The organism is Azospirillum picis, from assembly GCF_017876115.1.
Lineage (GTDB): Bacteria > Pseudomonadota > Alphaproteobacteria > Azospirillales > Azospirillaceae > Azospirillum > Azospirillum picis.
Genome location: NZ_JAGINO010000009.1, coordinates 85,439 through 106,204 on the forward strand (window position 1 = coordinate 85,439; position 20,766 = coordinate 106,204).

The window sequence follows — 20,766 nt, forward strand, 5'->3', positions numbered from 1 at the left end:
GGAGACGATGACCATGATCAACGACATCCACAGCCAGCTCCGCCAGATTTCGGCCCAGGACTTCGCCAGCTTCGGACTGGGCGACGTCGCCTATGTCCGTCCGGTCGAGGTCGACGGCGTGGCGGCCTTCGCCATCCATGCCGCCGACGGCACGCCGCTGAGCGTGGTCGACGGCCGTGAGCTGGCTTTCGCCGCCATCGTCCAGAATGACATGGAGCCGGTCAGCCTGCACTGACCGCCACGGCGCAAGGGCGGGTCCGGCGCGGGGCGCCGGCCGCCCGCTGCTGCCCCCATCGCGTTGCAGGACGCGGCATCTCGATCCTTGTCAGCCCTGACTCGTGCTGTAAGGTAGCGCCTGCAATACTTCGGACCGCAAGCGCTAAGGCATCGGGAGACGGACGGTTGGACGGCGGGGCGAACGATACCGCGCGGGAGTCGAAAGAGGCTCCGGCGGAGGGGGAAAAGCGCAGGACCTGGGACGACGAGGCCCGCGACGCGCTGCACATCCTCCCGCTTTCCTCGATCCCCCTGGAGACCCCGGGGCTCCAGCATGCCCGGCTGATCAAGAACGTCCGGCTGCAGACGGTGGTGGAGATGTTCCGCGATGCCCAGGCCGGCAGCGGGCAGGTCACGCCCCGACACCTCCCGGGCTATTTCGAATCCTACAAGGACGAGATCGAACGCGATCTCGTGAAGCTCGAGAAGATCGGCACCGCCTCAAGCTTCGACGTCTATTCCTCGCGCATCGAGTTGCGGCGGCTCAACATCGACGTCAACAACGTCGACTCGCTGACGCTGTCCGACCGCAAGAAGGCGGAGCTGACCAGCTACATGCGCATCTTCACGCGCCCGCTGATGGAATACGTCTACGGCACGGAAGAGGTCCAGGTGTCCGACGTCAGCGACATCATCCAGATGTTCGCCAACCCCAACCGGGACGAGGCGCTGCGCAATCTGCGCATGATGGCCGACCGGCTGGACATCGGCCTGACCGAGATCCCGCAGTTCCTGGAAGAGTATGGCGACATCTTCCTGTCGCTGGCCTATTTCCGCAAATGCCTGGACGAGATCGTTCCGGAAGTGCAGCGTTTCGTCACCTGGATGGGCGAGATCCGCAGCTCCGCCGAGGTGAAGCGTGATTCCCGGCAGATGCGGCTGCTCGACGACATCGCCCGCGACCTGACCGACATCTCGACCTCGATCACCGGCCGCTTCGAGAGCTTCGACAACCGCTCCAAGGATTTCTGGAGCGACATCAACGCCGACACCTTCCGCTCGATCCGCGAGCTGATCAGCTCCCACCACATCACCATCGGCGGCGTGCTGTGCGGCCTGGCGGTGAAGATGGACCTGTGGAAGCACCGCTTCGCCCGCGGCGGCGGCGGCCCCAACCGCCGCATGGAATTCGTGAAGTCGGAAATCCTCCCGGGCCTCTCGCACATCAAGGCGCTGGAACAGTCGGCACGCACCGGCGTGCTCTGACGCCGCTCCCGTCGGGCAACCGGGCGATACCGCCCAGCCGTCCTCGGCCATCACGCCGTCAGCCGACACGCCGTCAGCCGAGCGACAGCAGCCTCGCCCCGGTCCCGGCGTCGACCAGCATCGTCGCCACCAGTGTCAGGACCGGGATCAGGAACATCAGCCCGATGACGATGCGCACGATCAGGTCCTTGCGCCGGGCCGACCGGCACAACGGACAGTCATCCGGACCATGGCCGTAATCGGAACCGCAATAGGGACAGACGGTGGTGTCGCTCATGACGCGGGGGCTTTCGGGGCGGGCCGGCTGACCCGGTCTTCCATTGGCTTCACGGCCCCATTCTGGCCCCAAGGCCCCGCCCATCGTCATGAATTCGCTGTAATCCGCCTTGCGCCCGGCCTCCCGGCCGCTCCCGCGCGACGGCGGCCGGCGGCTGGCAGCCGATCAGGCGGCCTGGTCCAGCGGAACCAGTCCGGCGGCGAGGCGGCGGAAGCGGTCGACGAACCGGTCGCGCTCGACGTCCGGCACGATGAAGGTCACATGCAGGCGGCCACCGGCCGCCCGCTCCAGCGTGCGCACCGTCGCCGCGACGGGCTCCAGCCCAGGCAGGACGAGGTGCAGCGGCGTCCCCTCCGCCAGGCGGTCCCACACTCCCTGCGGCACGCCGCTTACCTGGGCTCCCCCTTCCGACGCGTTGTCGACGGTCACCGGCACCTCCTGACCGCCGACGGTGATGCGTCCCGCCCGGTTCAACGGGTAGCGTGGCGCCGCCCGCCGGTTGACCTCCGGCGTCGCGGTGCGGATCGCCGCGATCAGGACCCGGCGAAGCTGGTCGATCCCGGCGGCAACCCTGCCGGACAGGTCGTTCACCTCCCCCGCCCGCTCGCCGGCGGCCGCCGCCTCCCGCGACACGGCGGCGATGCGGGCGGCCACCTCGCGCGCCGCGGCCGAGGTCTGGCGACGTTGCGCGCGATCTCGCCGGTGGCGGCCTCCTGCTCCTCGATCGCGGCGGCGACGATGGCCGAGACGCCCTCCACCCCGCGCACCCGCTCGGCGATGGCGCGGACGGCGTTGACCGCCTGCGCGGTGGTCGACTTGATGGCATCGATCTGCCCTTCGATCTCGTCGGTCGCCCTGGCGGTCTGGCTTGCGAGCTGCTTCACCTCCCCGGCGACGACGGCGAACCCCTTTCCGGCCTCCCCGGCCCTGGCCGCCTCGATGGTGGCGTTCAGCGCCAGCAGGTTGGTCTGGCCGGCGATGTCGTTGATCAGGTCGGTGACCTCGCCGATGCGGGCCACCGCTTCGGCGAGGTGGCGGATCGTCTCTTCGGCACGAAGCGACGCCTCGACCGCCCCGGCGGTCATCGCCGTCGAGGCGCCGACCTGGCTGGCGATCTCGCGGATCGAGGCGCTGAGCTGCTCGGAGGCCGCGGCCACGGTCTGGGCGTTCGCCAACGCTTGGTCGGCGGCGGAAGCCACGGCCTGGCTGTTGTCCCCCACGGCCCGCGCCGAATCCGCCATCCGCGTGGCGTTGACCGCCATCTGGCTGGTCTGGCCGGCAACCGCGTCGACGGCGTTCGATGCCTCGGTCTCCACGGTCTGCGCCATGCGTAGCAGCGCCGCCTGCTTCTCGCGTCCGGCCCGCTCCCGCTCCTCGTCATGCCGGCGGCGCAGCCGGTCGGCCTCCTCGGCATTCTCCTTGAACACCCGCAGGGCCTGCGCCATGGCGCCGATCTCGTCGTTGCGCCCGGCCTCCGGGATCGTCACGGCGAGGTTGCCCTGGGCCAGGGTGCGCATGGCCGCGGTGAGTTCGCCGACCGGCCGCACGACGCGGCGCCTGATGCCGAGCACGCCCGCACTCACCACCACCAGCACCAGGGCCGAGACCGCCCACACCGCACCGACGAACCACGCCTCGCGATCATCGGCATAGACCTCCGTCCGGTTGTTGTAGCGCGTGGTCTCCGCCACGATCTCGTCGACGACGGCACGGTGGGCGGCATAGGCGTCGGCGATCACCTTGTAGGAGGCGGTGGCCGCCGCCACGTCCCGCCGGACCAGAGCCGGCAGGAAATTCGCTTCGATCTCCGTCCAGAAGCGCTGCACCGGCAGGTGGGAGGTCCGGGTCAGCTTGTCGCGGATCGCCGGCTCGAAGCTCTCCTGCAGCCAGTAGTCGTGGCGCTCGTCATAGTCCTTGCGCAGTTGCGCCAGACGCGCGCGGCGCCGATCCGCCGATGCCGGGTCCTGCAGGGCCAGCGTCGCCTCGAGATAGGCTTCGATGACATACTCCGGAGGTGGCAGGATATCGGCGATCAGATCCTTGCCGAGAACGATGCGCTGGTAGATCGGTCCCCCGACCTTCAGCTCCCGGATCGCCAGCATGCCTGTGACGGCCACCGCCAGGAACCCCAGGGCGACGGCCACGCCGAACAGGTTGGTGAGCGCAGCGATCCTGACATTCTTCAGCATGTTGCGACCCTGCCTGATGAGGACGGCCAAAAGCGGCGGCAGGGTTTGCTTCTCAAATTAGCAGATTTGTGACAAGAGCAAAAATTGCTCGGTTATCAGCCTTCCGGGAAATGATATTTCGTTGAGCGGTTTGAGCAAGAATTGTGCAGTCCATGGCGAACACAGCGTCACGCTGCCGGCAACATCCTCAGGTCAACGCCAGCGTGCCGACCCATCCGACCAGGGCGAGGATCACCAGCATCACGAGCAATGCCACGATCACCGCGTTGGAACGGCGGATTGACCGGCAGCGCGGGCAGCCCGGCTCACTGGCTGGATAGGGATTCGCGCAGCGCTCGCACCGGAGGGTGTGATCGGGTCCGGTCTGGTCCGTCATCGGGTGGTCTCGTCACTGTCTAAGCCAATGGGCGGCCATGGATAGCATGGACAGACCCGTTCCGCAGCGCCGCCGCCGGCCGTCGGCCGCCCATGGCCGGGACAAAATGCCGCAGGGACGTCACTCGGCCGCGCTGCCGCCGACGGCTTCCCGCAGCTCGGCCGCCTGCAGGCGGCGGGGGCTGTGATCGAGGGGTTCCAGCAACGGCATGTCCGCCGTTTCCGGCGTGGCATGCAGCTCGCGGAAGCGGCGGGCGCTCACCAGCACCCGGCTTTCGAGCGTGCCGACGGCGCTGTTGTAGCAGCCCACCGCCTTGTCGAGCTGGCCGCCCAGCCGCTCCATGTGGCCGCCGAGGTCGGACAGGCGCTTGTACAGCTCGGCCCCCAGGGCGCTGATCTCGCGGGCGTTGTCGGCCAGCCGCTCCTGCCGCCAGCCGTAGGCGACGGCGCGCAGCAGCGCGATCAGGGTCGTCGGGGTGGCCAGGATGACGCGGTGGTCGATGCCCGCCTCGATCAGCGCCGGATCCTGCTCCAAAGCCGCGGAGAAGAAATTCTCGCCCGGCAGGAAGAGCACGACGAATTCCGGGCTGTCGTCGAACTGGTCCCAATAGCCCTTGGTGCCGAGCTGCTTCATGTGCTCGCGCACATGGCGGGCATGGCGGTTGAGGCCCTCGCGCCGGGCCGTCTCCTCGGTCGCCTGGATGCCGTCGAGATAGCCCTCCAGCGGGGTCTTGGCGTCGACGACGATGGTCTTGCCGCCCGGCAGGGTGACGATCAGGTCGGGGCGCAGCCGGCCGGCGCCGCTGTCCACCGTCGCCTGCTCGACGAAGTCGCAGTGGTCGAGCATGCCCGCCATCTCGCAGACCCGGCGGAGCTGGATTTCGCCCCAGCGCCCGCGGGCCGCCGGCGTGCGCAGGGCGCGCACCAGGTTGCCGGTCTCCGCCCGCAACTGGGTCTGGGTTTCCGCCAGCGACAGCACCTGCTGCTTCAACCCTTCATAGGCACCGGCCCGCGCCGTCTCGAGGTCGCGGATCTGGCGGTCCATCGCCTCCAGCGACCGCCGCACCGGATCGACGACGGCCGCGATGGCGGTCTGCCGCTTGTCGAGGTCGCCCTTCGCCTGCTCCTGGAAGCCGGACAGCGTCTCGCGCGCCAGGTCGAGGAAACTGCGGTTGTTCTGGTGCAGCGCCTCGGCCGACAGCGCCTTGAAGCTGTCGGCCAGCGCCGCCTGCGCCCGCTCCAGCAGCGCCAGCTTGTCGGCCGCCGCCGTGCGTTCCGCCTCCAGCCGGGTGGCAAGCTGGGCGTGGCGCTCGCGCGCGGTGGCGATCTCGCCGTGCAGCCGGGCGATCTGGTGGTCGCGCGCCTCGATCTCCTCGCGCAGGTCGTCCTCGGCCCGTTCGGCGTGATCGAGGCGGACGGCGAACTCCGCCTGCAACGCGGCGGCGGCGGCCTCCGCCCGGCCGGCGACCGACCGCAGCACCGCCCAGGCGACGAGCGCGCCCAGCAGCAGCCCGGCCAGCAGCCCCAGGCCGAGGGACGGGCCGTCAACCGTCATCCCATAGGCCGTGACCCCATTCACCGCGACCCCATTCACCGCGATTTGCGTCAACACCCGTTCTCCCGCACCCGACCCGTTCAGCGGCTTCCCGCAAGGCCTGTCGCCCGGCACAGCCTATCGGAACGAAACACGAATTGGAACAAGGCGCGAACGGCCCCGCCCGGGCGCCGATGCCACGGCAAGGCCCCCGCTTTCCCCGCTTGCCGGGCGGAGGGGACCGCGCCATATCGGAAGCCATGCCCGACGAGACGCCCGAAGACACCCCCGCCACCGCTTCCCCGTCCTGTGCCCCGCCCTGCGGCGGGCCGCGTGTACGCGCCATCCCGCCCGGGGAGGACCGCGAACGGCTGATGTGCCCCGACTGCGGCTACATCGCCTACCAGAATCCGCTGATCGTCGTGGGAGCGGTCGCCACCTGGGAGGATGGCCGCATCCTGCTGTGCCGCCGCGCCATCGAGCCGCGCAAGGGCTTCTGGACCCTCCCTGCCGGCTTCATGGAGGAGCGCGAGAGCACCCGCGAGGGCGCTGCCCGCGAGGCGTGGGAGGAGGCGCGCGCCCGCATCGGGATCGACCACCTGCTGGCGATCTACGACATCCCGCGCATCAGCCAAGTGCAGATGATCTTCAGCGCCCGCCTGCTCTCCCCCGACGTCGCGCCCGGGCCGGAAAGCCTGGAGGTCGGCCTCTTCGCCTGGGAGGACATCCCCTGGGACGAGATCGCCTTCCCGACCGTGCACTGGGCGCTGCGGGAGCACCGCGAGCGCCGGGATCGCGGCACCGACTGCGCTCCGGCGGTCAACCCGACCCCCGAGGCGCTCGCGCGCTGGGAACGGATGCTGTAGCAGGACGGCCCGGCGCAGGAGCGGGCATCCGCCGTCAGCGCGCCTGAACCGGGAACTTCGCCACAAGCTCCTGCTCCGCCCCGTCGCGTCGGATGGTCAGCGGCAACCAGGTGCCGGGTGCCTGGCGGCGGATGATGGCGACGAGGTCGGCCGGCGCGCGCAACGAACTGCCGGCGGCATTCAGGATGCGGTCGCCCGCCCGGATGCCGGCCGCGGCGGCGACGCTGCCGTCGCTGACCGTCGACACCGCCACCCCGTCCGGCGCCGGACCGAGCTGCACGCCGAGCTTCGGCGGCGGCGGGGCGTTCTCCCGCGGCTCGACGCCCAGGCCGAAGACGGCGTCGGCGATGCGGCCGTCCAACTCGCCGCAATCGCGGTCGGCGTCCCAGGGCAGCAGCACCACGCTGTCGGCAACCCCCAGATCGGCGAGCTGATGGGGAATCCCGTCCCGGTGGGCGGCATGCCCCTCCCCCAGGATGCCGACGACGAGGCGGCCGGTGACCCTGCGGGTCTCGGCGATCTTCTCGGCCATCGCACGGTCCCAGACGGTCTGCGCCTCGATGAAGCGGGTGGACGGGTCCCCGGCGGACGAGGCCGGGTCGGCCTGCGATTCGCTGCGGTCATGGGCGGCGAGCGCCTCCCTCAGGCGGGCACGGTAGTCGGCGGAAGGAGCGGCCGGGGTGCCGACGCCCTCCCGCTCGGCCTCGGGGACGGCGCTCCAGCCGTTGCGGGCGGTGCGGCTGATCAACGACCGCTCGACGTTCAGCGCCACCACCGGCAGCCGGTGCAGCCGGGCGAATTGCAGGATCGGCAGGTAGAACTGCGGATCGAAGCCCCAGACCGTCCGCCAGTCGGTCTGCTGCAGGAACTCCTCCTCCGTAAGGTCGCCAGCCACCCAGCGGTCGAGCACCGGCTGGAGGCGGCGCGGCAGCATCTCCAGCCCGACCGCGACGTCGGGGTTGAGCGCATGCAGGCCGGCAAGGGTGTGGAGCTGCCAGCGGTGATGGTCCGGCCGGTCATGCTGTTCACCCAGCAGGACGACCGGGCTGTCGGCGATCCGGCGCAGCAGCGGCACCGGCTCCACGGCCGCGCCGGTGCCGTCGGCCCAGATTCCGGGCGGCACGCAGCCGGTCCGCTGGACCTCCTGCGCCAGGGCGCCGGCCGTGCACAGCGCCAGGGCGACCGCCGCCGGCAGGATGGTCCGCAGGCCGCCGGGCCGGACGGAAAGGAGGCGGGCTGGCAGGCTTCGCACAGGCTGGCTCCGTCGCTCTGGGTGCAGGCGGCAAGGTTGGGCGCCGCCGCCGCCGCGTCAATGGCGCAAAGGTCCCGTTGCGGCGTTCGGCCGCGCGCATCGGGGACCGCCCGAGCGGCGACGGATGACAGGTGCGGCGGCGGCGGGTAGGATCGCCGGCGGCGGAGGAGGGCCGGCAGGCGGAGCATGCCAAGCAGCGCACGCCCGCAGCCCGCGAGGCGCAGGCCAGGCCGTTCCCAGCGCGTCCGCCCCGCCGCCGACCGCAATCATTCGTGAAGCGCCCCCATGCCGCATCGCAAGACCGTCATCCTCACCGGCGCCAGCCGGGGTATCGGACACGCCACCGTCGCCCGTTTCAGCGCCGAAGGCTGGCGCGTCATCTCCTGCTCGCGCGAGGATGTGCCGGAGCACTGCCGGCGCGACCCCAACTGGACACACCATATCCCGGCCGACCTGTCCGACCCGGCCAGCCGCGCCGCCTTCGTGGAGGAGGCGAACAAGGCGCTGGACGGCGGCGCCCTGCATGCGCTGATCAACAATGCCGGCGTGTCGCCGAAAACCCCGATCAAGGAGCGGCTGGGCTGCCTTAACGGGTCGCTGGAAGGGTGGCACCGGGTGTTCGAACTGAACTTCTTCGCCGCCCTGGTGCTGGCGCGCGGCTTCGCCGCGCCGCTGTCGCGGGCGAAGGGGGCGATCGTCAACATCACCTCCATCGCCGGCCATTCCGTGCATCCCTTCGCCGGATCGGCCTATTCGACCTCGAAGGCCGCGCTGTCCGGCCTGACGCGCGAGATGGCGGTGGAGTTCGCCGAGATCGGCGTGCGCGTCAACGCCGTCGCCCCCGGCGAGATCGAGACGGCGATGACCGGCCCGGAATACGACGTGCTGATCCCGCGCATCCCGCTGAAGCGCATGGGCACGCCGGAGGACGTGGCCGCGGTGATCTTCTACCTCTGCGGCCCCGATTCCGCCTATGTGACGGGAACCGAAACCTTCGTCACCGGCGGCCAGCACCTGTTCTGAGGCAGCGTCTTTTCTGAGGCCACGTCCAGCCCCCTCCCCGACCCTCCCCCGCTCCGCAGGGGAGGGAGAAACCCTCTCTCCCGCGATCGGACCGGCCTATGGCCGGCCGAGAGCGGGGAGGGTTAGGGAGGGGGCAGGACCGCTCGCTACTTCCCGGCCCGCCAGGCGATCAGCCGGCGCGCCGCCTCGGCGATGGTGGCCTCCGATCCGGCGAAGCTGAAGCGCAGGAAGCGGCGGCCGCGGGCCGGGTCGAAGTCGATGCCGGGGGTGCAGGCGATGCCGGTCTCCTCCAGGATCCGCTTGGCCAGCGCCTCGCTGTCGTCGGTGAGGTCGGAGACGTCGGCGTAGATGTAGAAGGCGCCGTCGGCCGGGGCGAGCCTGGCGAACCCGGCCTTCGGCAGTTCCTCCAGCAGGAGCGCCCGGTTGCGGGCGTAGCGGGCGACGTGGCCGTCCAGCTCTTCGGTGCAGTCGAAGGCGGCGACCGCCGACACCTGGCTGAGGGTGGGGGCGGAGATGAACAGGTTCTGCGCCAGGCACTCGACCGACCGCAGCAGGTCGTCCGGCACGATCATCCAGCCCAGCCGCCAGCCGGTCATCGAGAAGTATTTGGAGAAGCTGTTGACCACCAGGGCGTCCTGGTTGACCTCGGCCGCGGTGACCGCGCCGGTGCCGTAGGTCAGGCCATGGTAGATCTCGTCCGACACCATGCGCACGCCGTTGCGCTCGCACCAGCCGGACAGGGCCGTCAGTTCCTCGCGACTCAGCATGGTGCCGGTCGGGTTGGCCGGGCTGGCGACGATCAGTCCCTGCACCGGCTGCTCCAGCGCGTCGAGCAGCTCGACCGTCGGCTGGAAGCGGTGCTCGGGGCCGGTCGGCAGCTCCACCGGGATGACGCCGGCGGCGGTCAGGGTGTGGCGATAGGCCGGATAGCTGGGCGAGGCCATCGCCACCCGGTCGCCCGGATCGAAGGCGGCGAGGAAGCCGAGCTGGAAGGCGCCCGACGAGCCGGTGGTGACGACCACCCGCCGTTCCGGCACCTCGACGCCGTAGCGGTCCTTGTACCATTTGGCAATCGCCGCCCGCAGCGGCGGGATGCCGAGCGCCCCGGTGTAGCCCAGCGGGTCGGTGCCGACCACCGCGGACGCCGCCGCGTCGACAACGCCCCTGGGCGCGCCGGTGGAGGGCTGGCCGACCTCCATGTGAAGGACCTCGAGCCCGGCCGCCTCGCGCTCGGCGGCGGCGCGCATGACTTCCATCACGAAAAAGGGCGGGATCGCGCCCCGCTTCGACACTTTGGGCTGCTTGCTCATCGTTTCCCGTCTCTCGAACCCTGCCAGCACGCCGGACCCGGCGGCGTCACTCGCGCTTGCGTTCACTCTCGGCGGTCAGCGCCAAGGCACCGGCCTTCGGGTCGGCCGCCGTCTGGCAATAGCGTACTCCATCCTCGCGCGACACCCGGCATCCGACAAAGCTGACCCGCCCCGGCAGCCCCTGGGGACGCGAGGACTGGATGTCCGCCGCCGTCACGCTGTCGTCCAATGCCGCCGGCAGGGCAGCCGACAGCAGGGCGGCAGGACCGGCGGCCGGGCCATCGTCGCCGGTGGCGGTGCCGGCGGCGGCGAACAGGGTGCGGCCGACGATGGAGTTGGCGATCAGCGCCGGCGTGCCGAAGCCGCCGCTCTCCACCCCCTGGGCCACCAGCATGCCGGTTCCGGGGATGGTGCGGCCGCTGCCGAACGGCGCCCCCTGGGTGAAGGTGCAAGCGGCCCCGTTCTCGTCCTGGTCGATCACCACCACCCCGGCACCGGCGGCGGCCGGACCGCTGCCGGTGGCGCCGAGAAGCTGGGCGGCGCGGGTGACGCGCTGGCCGGCGGGCAGGCCGGCCACCGCCTGCCACGTCTTCACCAGCGCGGCCCCGGCCTCCGGCACCGGAAGATCGGGGAGATGCAGGTTGGTGATGTCGAAGGGCACGGTCAGCGTGCCGGCGACCCGCGGCTGGTAGGCGCGCAGCGCCGCCGGGTCGAGGCCGAGACCCTGCGCCACCGTGGCCGACAGCGGCCCGGCATAGAAGGCGCCGACGCCCTCGCGGCGGATCAGCGACAGGGTGGCCGCCAGCTCCGGCTGCCCGACCACCGCACCGACCGACGGCACGCCGTTGCCGAGGAAGCGGCGGCGGGCCTCGGACTCCGGCGCCAGGCGCCCGCCGAAGCGCTCGAGGTCCTGCACCAGCGCACGGCTGAGACCGGGGGAGAACTGGGCGAGCTGTTCGGCGGGAGCGACGACCTGCTCCCAGCGCAGCACGCCGACCGACGCCTTGACGGCATAGAGGCCGCGCAGCATCGCCGGCATGGCCGCTCCGCCGGCGCTGGCCGGGCGCGGCAGGAAATCGACGGTGCGGGCCTGCTTGCTGGCACTGTCGAACAGGACGCAGACGCCGCCGCCGGACAGCCCGACGCGCGACGGCAGGCTGGCGGTCATCGCCAGCGCCATCGCGGCGACCGCGTCGCCGGCCCGGCCGCCCTGGGCGAGGATGTCGCGCCCGATCCCGGCGGCATAGGGTTCGTCGGCGGCGACGAAGCTCTGCACCATGGCGTCGGTCTTGAACTTGGTGTTGACGCAGCCGGTGAGCAGTGATGCCACTATGGCAACCGCGCCCAACCGTCGCCAGATTCGCAGGCGAGTGTGTCGCGGCCCGGAGTTCCGCCGGTCGCGCGCGGGATTCCGCTGTTCCAAGCCGGAGGTCGTCACGGTGCGCAAGCCCAGCAGGCTGGTTTCGGTCGTCGCCATCATGTCCATGTGTCTGATGTCGCTGGTGTGGGGAGCGCCACCGGCAAGCGCGCAGCGCCGCGCGGACATGCAGGTCCTCAGCGACGCCGAGACGGACCATATCATTCGAAAGATGGCACGGCCAATCTTCCAGGCGGCCGGCGTCGACCCCGACTCCGTGCAGATCCTGCTGATCAACGACCCTTCGGTGAACGCCTTCGTCGCCGGCGGGCAGAACATCTTCCTGCACACCGGACTGCTGCTGACCGTCGACAACGCCGAACAGCTCCTCGGCGTGATCGCCCACGAAACCGGCCACATCTCCGGCGGCCATCTGGTCCGCGGGACCGAGGCGATGGACAACGCCTTCCTCTCGTCGCTGATCGGCATCGGCCTCGGCATCGTCGGCGGCATCGCGTCCGGCAATGCCGGCGCCGGCGCCGCGGGCGTCATGCTGGGCCAGCATCTGGCGGAACGGAATTTCCTGTCCTTCTCGCGAACGCAGGAGGCCTCGGCCGACCAGGCCGGCCTGTCCTACCTGGAGCAGTCCGGCATCTCCTCGCGCGGGATGGAAACCTTCCTGGAAAAGCTGGGGGTCGGCGAGCCGCTGTTGAACGACCGCGATGCCGGCTACCGGTTGACCCACCCGCTGACCCGCGAGCGCATCGACGCCGTAAAGGCCTTCGTCGCCCGCTCCCGCTATTCCGACGCCCGGCTGCCGGCGGCGACGGAGGCCGACCTGCAGCGCATCCAGGCCAAGCTTTACGGCTATCTCGACCCGCGCGGCGCCCTGCAGCGCTACAAGGCGAGTGATCCGTCGGCGGCGGCGCGCTACGGCCGCGCCTACGCCTATTTCCGCCAGGGCGACGTCCGGCAGGCGACGCCCCTGGTCGACGGGCTGATCGCCCAGGAGCCGCGCAATCCCTATCTCTACGAGATGAAGGGCGACCTGATGCTGCAGACCGGCCGGGCGGTCGATGCCGTCGCCCCGTACCGGAAGGCGGTCGATCTGGCCGGCTCCGAGGCCGGAAGCATCCGCGTCTCGCTGGCCCATGCCCTGCTGGAGCAGCATGATCCGGGCGTCGCGGACGAGGCGTTGAAGAACCTGCAGATCGCCGCCAAGGGCAAGGCGCAGTCGGCCTTCCTGTGGCGGCTGACCGCCCAGGCCTGGAGCATGAAGAAGAACGACGGCATGGTCGCCTACGCCACCGCGGAGGAAGCGCTGGCGCGGGGCGACCTGCCGATGGCCAAGGCCCAGGCGGAACGGGCCGAACGGCTGCTCCCCGCCGGCTCGCCAGGCTGGATCCGCGCCCAGGACATCCGTGGCCAGACGGGCGGTGCCCAAGCGGGCGGAGGCCAGGCCGGAGGCACGCAGGCCGGCGGCAGGCCCTGACCGCGGCCCCGCACCGGCCCACCGGCCACCGAACCGCCCCCGCCGCACCGATCACGCGATCTTGTGGTCAACTTCCCTCGCTTTGCGCTTGTCGGGACGGGATTGTCGGTCCAGTGTGGGCGGCCTTCGGACCCATTGTTCCCGAGATTCGGAGACTGTTCCCATGCGTTCCGCCCTGCCCCTGCGTTCCGCCCTGCTTGCGCTGCCCGTCGCGGCGCTGGCGCTGTCCGCCGCCCTGCCGGCCCGCGCCCAGTCGGCGGCCTTCGACAGCAGCCAGAAGGCGGCCATCGAGAAGATCGTCCGCGACTACCTGATGGAGCATCCGGAGATCATCCTCCAGTCCGTCGACGCCATGCAGCAGCGCCAGAAGACGGCGGAGGCCGAAGAGGCCCGCCGGGCGCTGTCCGAGAACCGCGAGGCGCTGCTGCGCAGCCCGGCCGACCCGGTCGCCGGCAACCCGCAGGGCGACGTCACGGTGGTGGAGTTCTTCGACTACCAGTGCGGCTACTGCAAGGCGGTGCAGGCGGACACCCAGAAGCTGATCAAGGACGACCCGAAGCTGCGCTTCGTCCTGAAGGAATTCCCGATCCTGGGCCCGGCGTCGCTCGTCGCCTCCAAAGCGGCGCTCGCCGCCCGTGCGCAGGGCAAGTACATGGAGTTCCACAACGCCCTGATGGCCCAGCGCGGCCAGCTTGACGAGGGCGTGATCATGCGCCTCGCCAAGTCGGTCGGGCTCGACACCGACCGGCTGAAGAAGGACATGGACTCGCCCGACGTCCTGAAGGTGATCGCCGCCAACCAGGCCCTGGCCGAGAAGCTCAACATCCACGGTACCCCCGGCTTCGTCTTCGGCGACGAGCTGGTGCCGGGCGCCATCAAGCTCGACGAGATGAAGCGGCTGGTCGACGCCGCCCGCGCCAAGGGCTGAGGACGGCAATTCCATGACCGCATCGACCGAGGCACCGGCGGCGACCGCCGCCGGCACCCCCAGCATCGTCGTGTTCGACATCGGCCAGGTGCTGATCGAGTGGGACCCCCGCCACCTCTACCGCGAGCTGTTCGACGGCTACGAGGACCTGATGGAGGATTTCCTGGAGCGGGTGTGCACGCCCGCCTGGAACCTGGAGCAGGACCGCGGCCGGCCCTGGAGCGACGCGGTCGCGCTGCTGACCGCCGAGCATCCCGACTGCGCCGAGCTGATCCGCGCCTATGACGAGATGTGGGAGCGGATGGTGCCGGGCGCGATCCCCGGCACGCCGGAAATCCTCGCCGAGCTGAAGGCGCGCGGCGTTCCGGTCTATGCCATCACCAACTTCTCGGCCGAGAAGTTCGAGCTGACCCGCAGGCGCTTCGACTTCCTCAACGGCTTCGACGGCCTGATCGTCTCCGGAGAGGAACGGCTGGTGAAGCCAGACCCGGCGATCTACAGGCTGCTGGCGGACCGTTACGGGCTCGATATCAGGCAGTGCTTCTTCATCGACGACAACCCGGACAACGTCGAGGCCGCAAGGTCGACCGGCATGTCGGCGCACCTGTTCCTCGGCGCCGAGGCGCTGCGGCGCGACCTGACGGACTTGGGGCTGCTGTAAGGGGGGGCTGCTGTAAGAGGGGGGCTGCTGCAGCCGTCCCGCCTACTCCGCCGCCGCCTCGCGGTCGGTGGCGGAGTTGTAGGCGTAGGTCTTCCAGGTCGGCTCGTAGCTGTCGTCGGCCTGGTTGCCCCACACCGCCCATTGCGGACGGGCGCCGCGGGCGAACATCTCCAGATAGGGGCCGGGGCTGCACGCCTCGATCAGCTCATACTGCTCGTCGGGCTTGCGGCTGTGTTCGCGCTTGCGGCTTTCGATCAGGTTGACCTGGGTGCGGCCGGGCGGCAGCGTGCGCGCCTTCTTGCCGCGCACGCCGAACAGGATCAGCTCGGTCACATTGCGGAAATAGAATCCGACGCCGCGGCCGTCGGAACCGCCATCCTTGCGCACCTTGTGCCAGATCAGGTTGGTCTTGTACTCGAATCCCCAGCTCCGCATCACCTGCAGCCCTTCCGGCAGCAGGGCATTGGGAACCCACAGGTAGAGATGCGCGGTCGGGGCGGCGATGTCGGCGACCGGCAGGGCGCAGATGTCCTCCACGGTCATGGTGCCGTAGCGCGACAGGCGGCGATGCTCCGGCGCCATCTTGCCGGTGCGGTTGACGAAACGCCAGGGCGGGTCCGCCATCACCGTGGCGAAGCGCCGGTCACCGGCGAAGGCCACCAGATCCCGCGCCGGGTCCGATGCCGCCGCCACCGTCTTGCTGTCGCCCATCGCTGCCTCGAAATCCCTGTACCCGGAGCCGTCGGACGCTTCTCCCACCACCGAAAGGGAGGCGCCGAAGGGGTGCAAACTCGCACGGGGGACCAGCGCCGTCAACCGTCCCAGAACACCCGAGCCGCCGCTGTCACACCGCGGCGCCACCCCATCCCGGAGCCGTCCCGCGCTCCTCCCGACAGGCCATCCCGGCGGGGCCGGGCGTCACTCGTCCTCGGCCGCCTCGGCCATGGCGCGCAGGGCGGCGCGGTCGGCCACCGTCACGGCCAGCCCCTGCGTGTCCACGCCGGCCGGCCGCAGCTTGGCCAGGGCGCGGGACAGGGTTTCCGGCTGCATGCCCAGCCGGCGTGCGATCAGGGCCTTGTCGAAGGGAAGCTGGAACTGCGCCGGTCCGTCGCCCGGCGGGCAGAAGCGGAGCAGGAAGGCGGCGACCCGCTGCGGCGCCGGCTGGACCTGCAACTGCTCGATCTGGGTGACCAGATGGCGCAGCCGGATCGACAGCGAGCCCAGCATGCCGAAGGCGATGCGCTCGTCCTCGCGCAGGCAGCGGGCGAAGCCTTCCGCCGTCAGCGTCATGATGCGGGCGTCGGTGACCGCCTCGGCGCAGACCGGGAACCTGCCGTCGGCGAACATCGCGGCCTCGGCGAAACTCTCGCCCGGACCGATGACATGCACCACCGCCTCGGCACCGTCGCGGGTCAGGCGGAACAGCTTCACCCAGCCGTCGAACAGCACGAAGAAGCGGTCCGCCATCTCGTCCTGGAGGAACAGGGTGGAGCCGCGCACCACCGGGCGTACGATCGCGGCACCGCCCAGCAGCGACAGGGCGCGATCCGACAGCTTGCCGAATAGGGGAATGGCCCTCAGGGTGGCGGCGTCGTCCGCCGACAGATTGCCGAGAGTCTGGCTCATGACAGCTTCGCTTCCCTTGCCGCGGACCGTGCCGGCCCCCAAAGCGACCGTTAAGGGGCGACCCTTAAGGGGATAGCCCAGCGGTACCGTTGTGCACCAATCGGCGGGACAAAGCCACCGGCTTGCACACGGCCGTATGGTCGCGGGAACCGTTGGCTCCCACGGCGATCCGCCTGGAGAAGGCCGCGAGGGCGTAAGGACGCAGCGCCGGACGCCCCCGATCCGGCGTCAAAGCGGACCCGGGCGCGCGGGCAGACGAGTCCGACGGCATCCAAATCACCGACGCACCGATGATCCGTGCGAAGGCGTATAAAAAAGAAATGGCGCAGCACCCTCCCAGGAGGGCACCGCGCCAAAAATCCGGTATCGTATCGGCAAGCCTTGGGACGGATCGTCCCAGGCCGGTATCGCTCACCGAAGTACGGGCCAACCGATCCGGCGCGCTCCCGTAAGGGCAGGCGCCGGTCGGCCGAGGCGCGGAAAATCCGGCCTTAGAGGTACTCGACCTTGCCCGCTTCCGGACCCTTCTGGCCCTGGCGAACGGTGACGCGCACCTGATCGCCCTCCTGGAGGGTCTGCATGCCCGAGCGGCGCAGCACGTTGACATGGACGAACACGTCCTTGCCACCGGTGCTCGGGGTGATGAAGCCAAAGCCCTTGTCGGCGTTGAACCACTTCACGGTGCCGTCGACTTCCTCGCCGCCGCCGCCGCCGGCATCGTAGCCGCCGCGGTCGTAACCGCCACGGTCGAAGCCGCCGCCGCCGGTCCGCGGACGGGCCGAACGCTGAGCCGTCGAGGTGTCGACGGTGTGGATGGAAGCCACCTGCGGACCCTTCGGCCCACGGGCCAGGTCGCAAGTGATGGTGGTGCCTTCGTCCAGAGCGTCATAGCCGGCGGCCTGAACCGCCGAGACGTGGAGGAAAGCGTCGGGCGAACCGTCCTCAGGCGACACGAAGCCGAACCCCTTGGTGGGGTTGAACCACTTCACGGTGGCGGTGACGTTGGACTTGGTGATCTCGGGAGCGCGGAAGCCCTGGCGGGGCGGGCGGTCGAACATGTGTCTTCAAGCTCATAGAGGGTGCCGAATGTCTGTTGTCACAGGGATCCGGTCCCCCGTCAAGCCTTCCAAAGGAAAGATGGCCGAATCGCCGTTAATTGCCCCACCCCTGGCTCACGCTCGCCCCGCTTCGCCCGGCGGAGCGGCACCGAAGTGCCGCATGCGGCACAATGGCCCATGCCCGGCGTTGCGACTCGGGGGAGAATCACAAGCCGGACGTGCAGAACCCGGCCGCGGTCAGGCGGTCGACCGCTCCAGCGTCGGGTAGTCGGTATAGCCGTGGCGGTCGCCGCCGTAGAAGGTCGCCTGGTCGGGTTCGGCCAGCGGCGCGTCGATGCGCAGCCGCTCCACCAGGTCGGGATTGGCGATGAATGGGCGCCCGAAGGCGATCATGTCGGCGTGGCCGTTGGCGGTCGCCTCCAGCGCCATGTCGCGGGTGTAGACGTTGTTGGCGATGTAGCGGCCCTTGTAGAGCCCGCGCAGTTCCGAGAGCAGCCCGCCGAACCCCGGATGCGGCCCGCGGGTGACGCCCTCGATCATGTGCAGGTAGGCGAGGCCATAGTCGTTCAGCCGCTCGATGACCGGAGTGAAGGTGCCGCGCGGGTCGCTGTCCTGCGCGTCGTTCGCCGGGCTCAGCGGCGACAGGCGGATGCCGACGCGATCGCCTCCAGCCTCCGCCACCACGGCGTCGAGCACCTCGAACAGGAAGCGGGCGCGGTTCTCCACCGAACCGCCGTAGGAGTCGGTGCGCTTGTTGGTGCCGTCGCGCAGGAACTGGTCGATGAGGTAGCCGTTGGCCGCGTGCACCTCCACCATGTCGAAGCCGGCGGCGAGCGCGTTGCGGGTGGCCTTGCGGTAGTCCTCGACGATGCCCGGCAGTTCGGCGGCATCCAGGGCGCGCGGCGCCGGGATGTCCTTGAACCCGTCGACGGTGAACGCCTTCATGTTCGGCTTCACCGCCGACGGCGCAACCGGAAACGCCCCGCCCGGCTGGAGATCCGGGTGGGAGATGCGGCCGACGTGCCAGAGCTGGAGGCACATGTGCCCCCCCTTGGCATGGACGGCATCGGTGACCAGCCGCCAGCCGGCGACCTGCTCGGCGCTATGGATGCCGGGCGTGTAGGCGTAGCCCTTGCCCTGCGGCGAGATCTGCGTCGCCTCGGCGATGATCAGGCCGGCGCTCGCCCGCTGGGCGTAGTATTCCGCGTTCATCCCGGTCGGAACGCCGGTGGCGTTGTCGGTGCGGCTGCGCGTCAGGGGAGCCATCGCGATGCGGTTGGGCAAGTCGTACCGGCCGATCGTCACCGGCTGGAACAGGGGGGCCGCTGCCTTGCTGTCCGTCATGTCCGATCCATTCAGATGGTGAAAGGGCGTGGCAAGAGTGTGGCCCGCGACCGGCCCCCGGCAATGGCCGGATCGGGCGGCAGCGCGATCCGGACAGCATGGCTGCCATACCTTCCCGCCGCCCGGCAGCCGCCCGGCCGGGCCACCCGGAACGGCCGCCCTGCCCTCCGTCCGGCACCACGGGACCTTTCGCCGCGCCCGACGGTTATTCCCGGCAGTCCCGCCCGGCGGCGGACGCCGGGGCGGGGATTTCCGAGGCTTGGGACTGGGAGGCGACCGGGAATGCAGCAGCGCTGGCCCGACCGACTATGGATCGTCCGGCATGGCGAGAGCGCCGGCAACGTCGCGCGCGACGCGGCGCACGCGGCCGGGCTCGGCCGGATCGACATCGCCGACCGCGACGTCGACGTGCCGCTGAGCCCGCTTGGCGAACGCCAGTCCGACGCGCTCGGGCGCTGGTTCGCGGCGATGCCGGCGGTCGAGCGGCCGGACGTGGTGCTGACGTCGCCCTACCGCCGCGCCATGCGCACGGCGGAGCGGCTGCACCAGGCCGGCGGCCTGCCGGTCGATCCCGCCGACTTCGTGATCGACGAGCGGCTGCGCGAGAAGGAGTTCGGTGTGCTCGACCGGCTGACCCGCAGCGGCATCGAGCAGGAATACCCCGAGCAGGCCGAGTTCCGCCGCCTGCTCGGCAAGTTCTACCACCGGCCGCCCGGCGGCGAGAGCTGGTGCGACGTGATCCTGCGCCTGCGCAGCGCGCTCGACACGATCAGCCTGCACCATGGCGGCCGGCGGGTGCTGGTGGTGGGGCACCAGGTGGTGGTGCTGTGCCTGCGCTACCTGCTGGAGAACATGACCGAATCGGAAATCCTGGCCGTGGATGCCGCGGGCGACGTCGCCAACTGCTCGGTCACCGAATACCGCTTCGATCCGAAATCGGGGCCGCGCGGCGGCTTGCGCCTGCACCGCTACAATTTCGTCGCCCCGCTGGAGGAGGCGGGCGCCGCCGTCACCGCGGAGCCGGACGTCGCCGTGGCCGCGCGCTAGGGAGGATCGGCCGTGAACGACAGCCAGGAGATAGCGGTCACCCCCGACCTGCTCCGCAGCATGCCGCTGCCGCAGCCGGACGGCGACGGCGACAAGGAGGCGCGCGGGCGCGTGCTGGTGGTCGCCGGCAGCGTTCCTGTTCCCGGCGGGGCGCTGCTGGCCGGGATCGGCGCACTCAGGGCCGGCGCCGGCAAGCTGCAGGTCGCGACCGCCGCCAGCGTCGCCCCGCATCTCGGCCTCGTCCTGCCGGAAGCGCTGGTGGTCGGCCTGCCGGAGACGCCGGACGGTGCCATCGCGGCCGAGGCGGCGGCGGTCCTCGCCGACCGTGCCGGACGGTGCGAGACGGTGCTGATCGGTCCGGGCATGATCGACGAAGAGGAGGTCGCGGCACTGACCGGCGCCCTGCTGCGGCGCCTCGACCCCGCGGAAGCCGGCCCGCGCCTCGTGCTCGACGCCGTCGCCCTCGCCGGCCTGGGCCGCGACCCGGCGCCGCTGCTGCGCCATCCGGGCCGCGCGGTCGCCACCCCTCATGCCGGCGAGATGGCCGCCCTGCTCGGCTGCACCCGCGACGAGGTCGCCGCCGACCCGCTGGCCGCCGCCCGGGCGGCGGCGGCCAGGCTGCAGACCGTGGTGGCGCTGAAAGGGGGCTGCACCCGCATCGTCACGCCGGGCGGCACCTGCTGGGCCTATCGCGGCGGCACGGTCGGCCTGGCGACTTCCGGTTCGGGCGACACGCTGGCGGGAATCGTCGCCGGCCTGATGGCCCGCGGCGCCAGCCCCGAGCAGGCCGCCATCTGGGGCGTCTTCCTGCATGGCGAGGCCGGCAACCGCCTGAGCCGGCGCATCGGGCCGCTCGGCTTCCTCGCCCGCGAGCTTCTGGCCGAGGTGCCGGGGGTGATGGCCGAGCTGGCGGCCGGGTGACGCCAATCCGCCAGCGCGTCTGCC

At 70.8% G+C, this 20,766-nt stretch carries 21 protein-coding genes; 9 read left to right on the forward strand and 12 right to left on the reverse strand.

Annotated elements, in window-relative coordinates:
• Positions 1-13: 13 nt before the first annotated feature.
• Positions 14-235: a DUF1150 family protein gene (locus tag J2850_RS14250; protein WP_209982708.1), complete on the forward strand. Its 222-nt coding sequence runs from the start codon at positions 14-16 to the stop codon at positions 233-235.
• Between the two features lie 167 nt (positions 236-402).
• Positions 403-1,482, forward strand: a complete 1,080-nt coding sequence (locus J2850_RS14255) for a hypothetical protein (protein ID WP_209982709.1) — start codon at positions 403-405, stop codon at positions 1,480-1,482.
• Between the two features lie 73 nt (positions 1,483-1,555).
• Here J2850_RS14255 and J2850_RS14260 read toward each other — a convergent pair whose 3' ends face one another.
• From J2850_RS14260 to J2850_RS14275, 5 genes are all read right to left on the reverse strand, one after another.
• On the reverse strand, positions 1,556-1,759 hold the full coding sequence (locus tag J2850_RS14260; RefSeq protein WP_246513070.1) for a hypothetical protein: 204 nt from the start codon (positions 1,757-1,759) through the stop codon (positions 1,556-1,558).
• Positions 1,760-1,924: 165 nt separating this feature from the next.
• Positions 1,925-2,413: a PilZ domain-containing protein gene (locus J2850_RS32220; protein ID WP_307354415.1), complete on the reverse strand. Its 489-nt coding sequence runs from the start codon at positions 2,411-2,413 to the stop codon at positions 1,925-1,927.
• On the reverse strand, positions 2,347-3,948 hold the full coding sequence (locus tag J2850_RS14265) for a methyl-accepting chemotaxis protein (RefSeq protein WP_246513071.1): 1,602 nt from the start codon (positions 3,946-3,948) through the stop codon (positions 2,347-2,349). The genes J2850_RS32220 and J2850_RS14265 overlap by 67 nt, the downstream gene beginning before the upstream one ends.
• 187 nt (positions 3,949-4,135) lie before the next feature.
• Positions 4,136-4,324 (reverse strand): hypothetical protein, encoded by a 189-nt coding sequence (locus J2850_RS14270; RefSeq protein WP_209982711.1) that lies wholly within the window; start codon positions 4,322-4,324, stop codon positions 4,136-4,138.
• Positions 4,325-4,444: 120 nt separating this feature from the next.
• Positions 4,445-5,935 carry a DNA recombination protein RmuC gene (locus J2850_RS14275; protein ID WP_307354414.1) on the reverse strand — a complete coding sequence of 497 codons (1,491 nt, stop codon included), beginning with the start codon at positions 5,933-5,935 and terminating at the stop codon, positions 4,445-4,447.
• A 182-nt stretch (positions 5,936-6,117) separates the two neighbouring features.
• On the opposite strand from J2850_RS14275, the gene J2850_RS14280 reads away from it, so the two are divergent.
• Positions 6,118-6,723, forward strand: a complete 606-nt coding sequence (locus J2850_RS14280; protein WP_209982713.1) for an NUDIX hydrolase — start codon at positions 6,118-6,120, stop codon at positions 6,721-6,723.
• Between the two features lie 34 nt (positions 6,724-6,757).
• Here J2850_RS14280 and J2850_RS14285 read toward each other — a convergent pair whose 3' ends face one another.
• Positions 6,758-7,975: a ChaN family lipoprotein gene (locus J2850_RS14285; RefSeq protein WP_307354413.1), complete on the reverse strand. Its 1,218-nt coding sequence runs from the start codon at positions 7,973-7,975 to the stop codon at positions 6,758-6,760.
• 285 nt (positions 7,976-8,260) lie between these two features.
• On the opposite strand from J2850_RS14285, the gene J2850_RS14290 reads away from it, so the two are divergent.
• Entirely contained in the window at positions 8,261-8,998 is a 738-nt protein-coding gene (locus tag J2850_RS14290; protein ID WP_209982714.1) for an SDR family NAD(P)-dependent oxidoreductase, read from the forward strand.
• Positions 8,999-9,144: 146 nt separating this feature from the next.
• Here the strand turns inward: J2850_RS14290 and J2850_RS14295 are convergent, their stop codons facing one another.
• Positions 9,145-10,308: a pyridoxal phosphate-dependent aminotransferase gene (locus J2850_RS14295; RefSeq protein WP_209982716.1), complete on the reverse strand. Its 1,164-nt coding sequence runs from the start codon at positions 10,306-10,308 to the stop codon at positions 9,145-9,147.
• A gap of 46 nt (positions 10,309-10,354) precedes the next feature.
• A complete protein-coding gene (locus tag J2850_RS14300) occupies positions 10,355-11,638 on the reverse strand; it encodes a gamma-glutamyltransferase (RefSeq protein WP_307354412.1) in 1,284 nt (427 codons plus the stop codon).
• Between the two features lie 109 nt (positions 11,639-11,747).
• On the opposite strand from J2850_RS14300, the gene J2850_RS14305 reads away from it, so the two are divergent.
• The 3 genes from J2850_RS14305 (at position 11,748) to J2850_RS14315 (ending at position 14,746) form a co-directional block, all read left to right on the forward strand.
• Positions 11,748-13,157, forward strand: a complete 1,410-nt coding sequence (locus J2850_RS14305; RefSeq protein ID WP_209982720.1) for a M48 family metalloprotease — start codon at positions 11,748-11,750, stop codon at positions 13,155-13,157.
• Between the two features lie 163 nt (positions 13,158-13,320).
• The gene (locus J2850_RS14310; RefSeq protein ID WP_209982722.1) at positions 13,321-14,085 is read left to right on the forward strand and encodes a DsbA family protein; all 765 of its coding nucleotides are present in this window, start codon (positions 13,321-13,323) and stop codon (positions 14,083-14,085) included.
• Between the two features lie 13 nt (positions 14,086-14,098).
• Entirely contained in the window at positions 14,099-14,746 is a 648-nt protein-coding gene (locus J2850_RS14315) for an HAD family hydrolase (RefSeq protein ID WP_209982724.1), read from the forward strand.
• Between the two features lie 42 nt (positions 14,747-14,788).
• Here J2850_RS14315 and J2850_RS14320 read toward each other — a convergent pair whose 3' ends face one another.
• From J2850_RS14320 to J2850_RS14335, 4 genes are all read right to left on the reverse strand, one after another.
• Complete coding sequence (locus J2850_RS14320; RefSeq protein ID WP_209982726.1) at positions 14,789-15,457, reverse strand: MT-A70 family methyltransferase; 669 nt, start codon at positions 15,455-15,457, stop codon at positions 14,789-14,791.
• A 207-nt stretch (positions 15,458-15,664) separates the two neighbouring features.
• Complete coding sequence (locus J2850_RS14325; RefSeq protein ID WP_209982728.1) at positions 15,665-16,372, reverse strand: Crp/Fnr family transcriptional regulator; 708 nt, start codon at positions 16,370-16,372, stop codon at positions 15,665-15,667.
• Positions 16,373-16,863: 491 nt separating this feature from the next.
• A complete protein-coding gene (locus J2850_RS14330; protein WP_209982730.1) occupies positions 16,864-17,430 on the reverse strand; it encodes a cold-shock protein in 567 nt (188 codons plus the stop codon).
• 237 nt (positions 17,431-17,667) lie between these two features.
• Complete coding sequence (locus tag J2850_RS14335; protein ID WP_281414982.1) at positions 17,668-18,774, reverse strand: alkene reductase; 1,107 nt, start codon at positions 18,772-18,774, stop codon at positions 17,668-17,670.
• Positions 18,775-19,056: 282 nt separating this feature from the next.
• Between J2850_RS14335 and J2850_RS14340 the strand changes: the two genes are divergently transcribed.
• Together J2850_RS14340 and J2850_RS14345 are read left to right on the forward strand one after the other, a co-directional pair.
• The gene (locus J2850_RS14340) at positions 19,057-19,821 is read left to right on the forward strand and encodes a histidine phosphatase family protein (RefSeq protein WP_209982731.1); all 765 of its coding nucleotides are present in this window, start codon (positions 19,057-19,059) and stop codon (positions 19,819-19,821) included.
• 12 nt (positions 19,822-19,833) lie between these two features.
• Positions 19,834-20,742, forward strand: coding sequence for an NAD(P)H-hydrate dehydratase (locus tag J2850_RS14345; protein WP_307354411.1), 909 nt, complete (start codon positions 19,834-19,836; stop codon positions 20,740-20,742).
• The last annotated feature ends 24 nt before the right edge of the window (positions 20,743-20,766 follow it).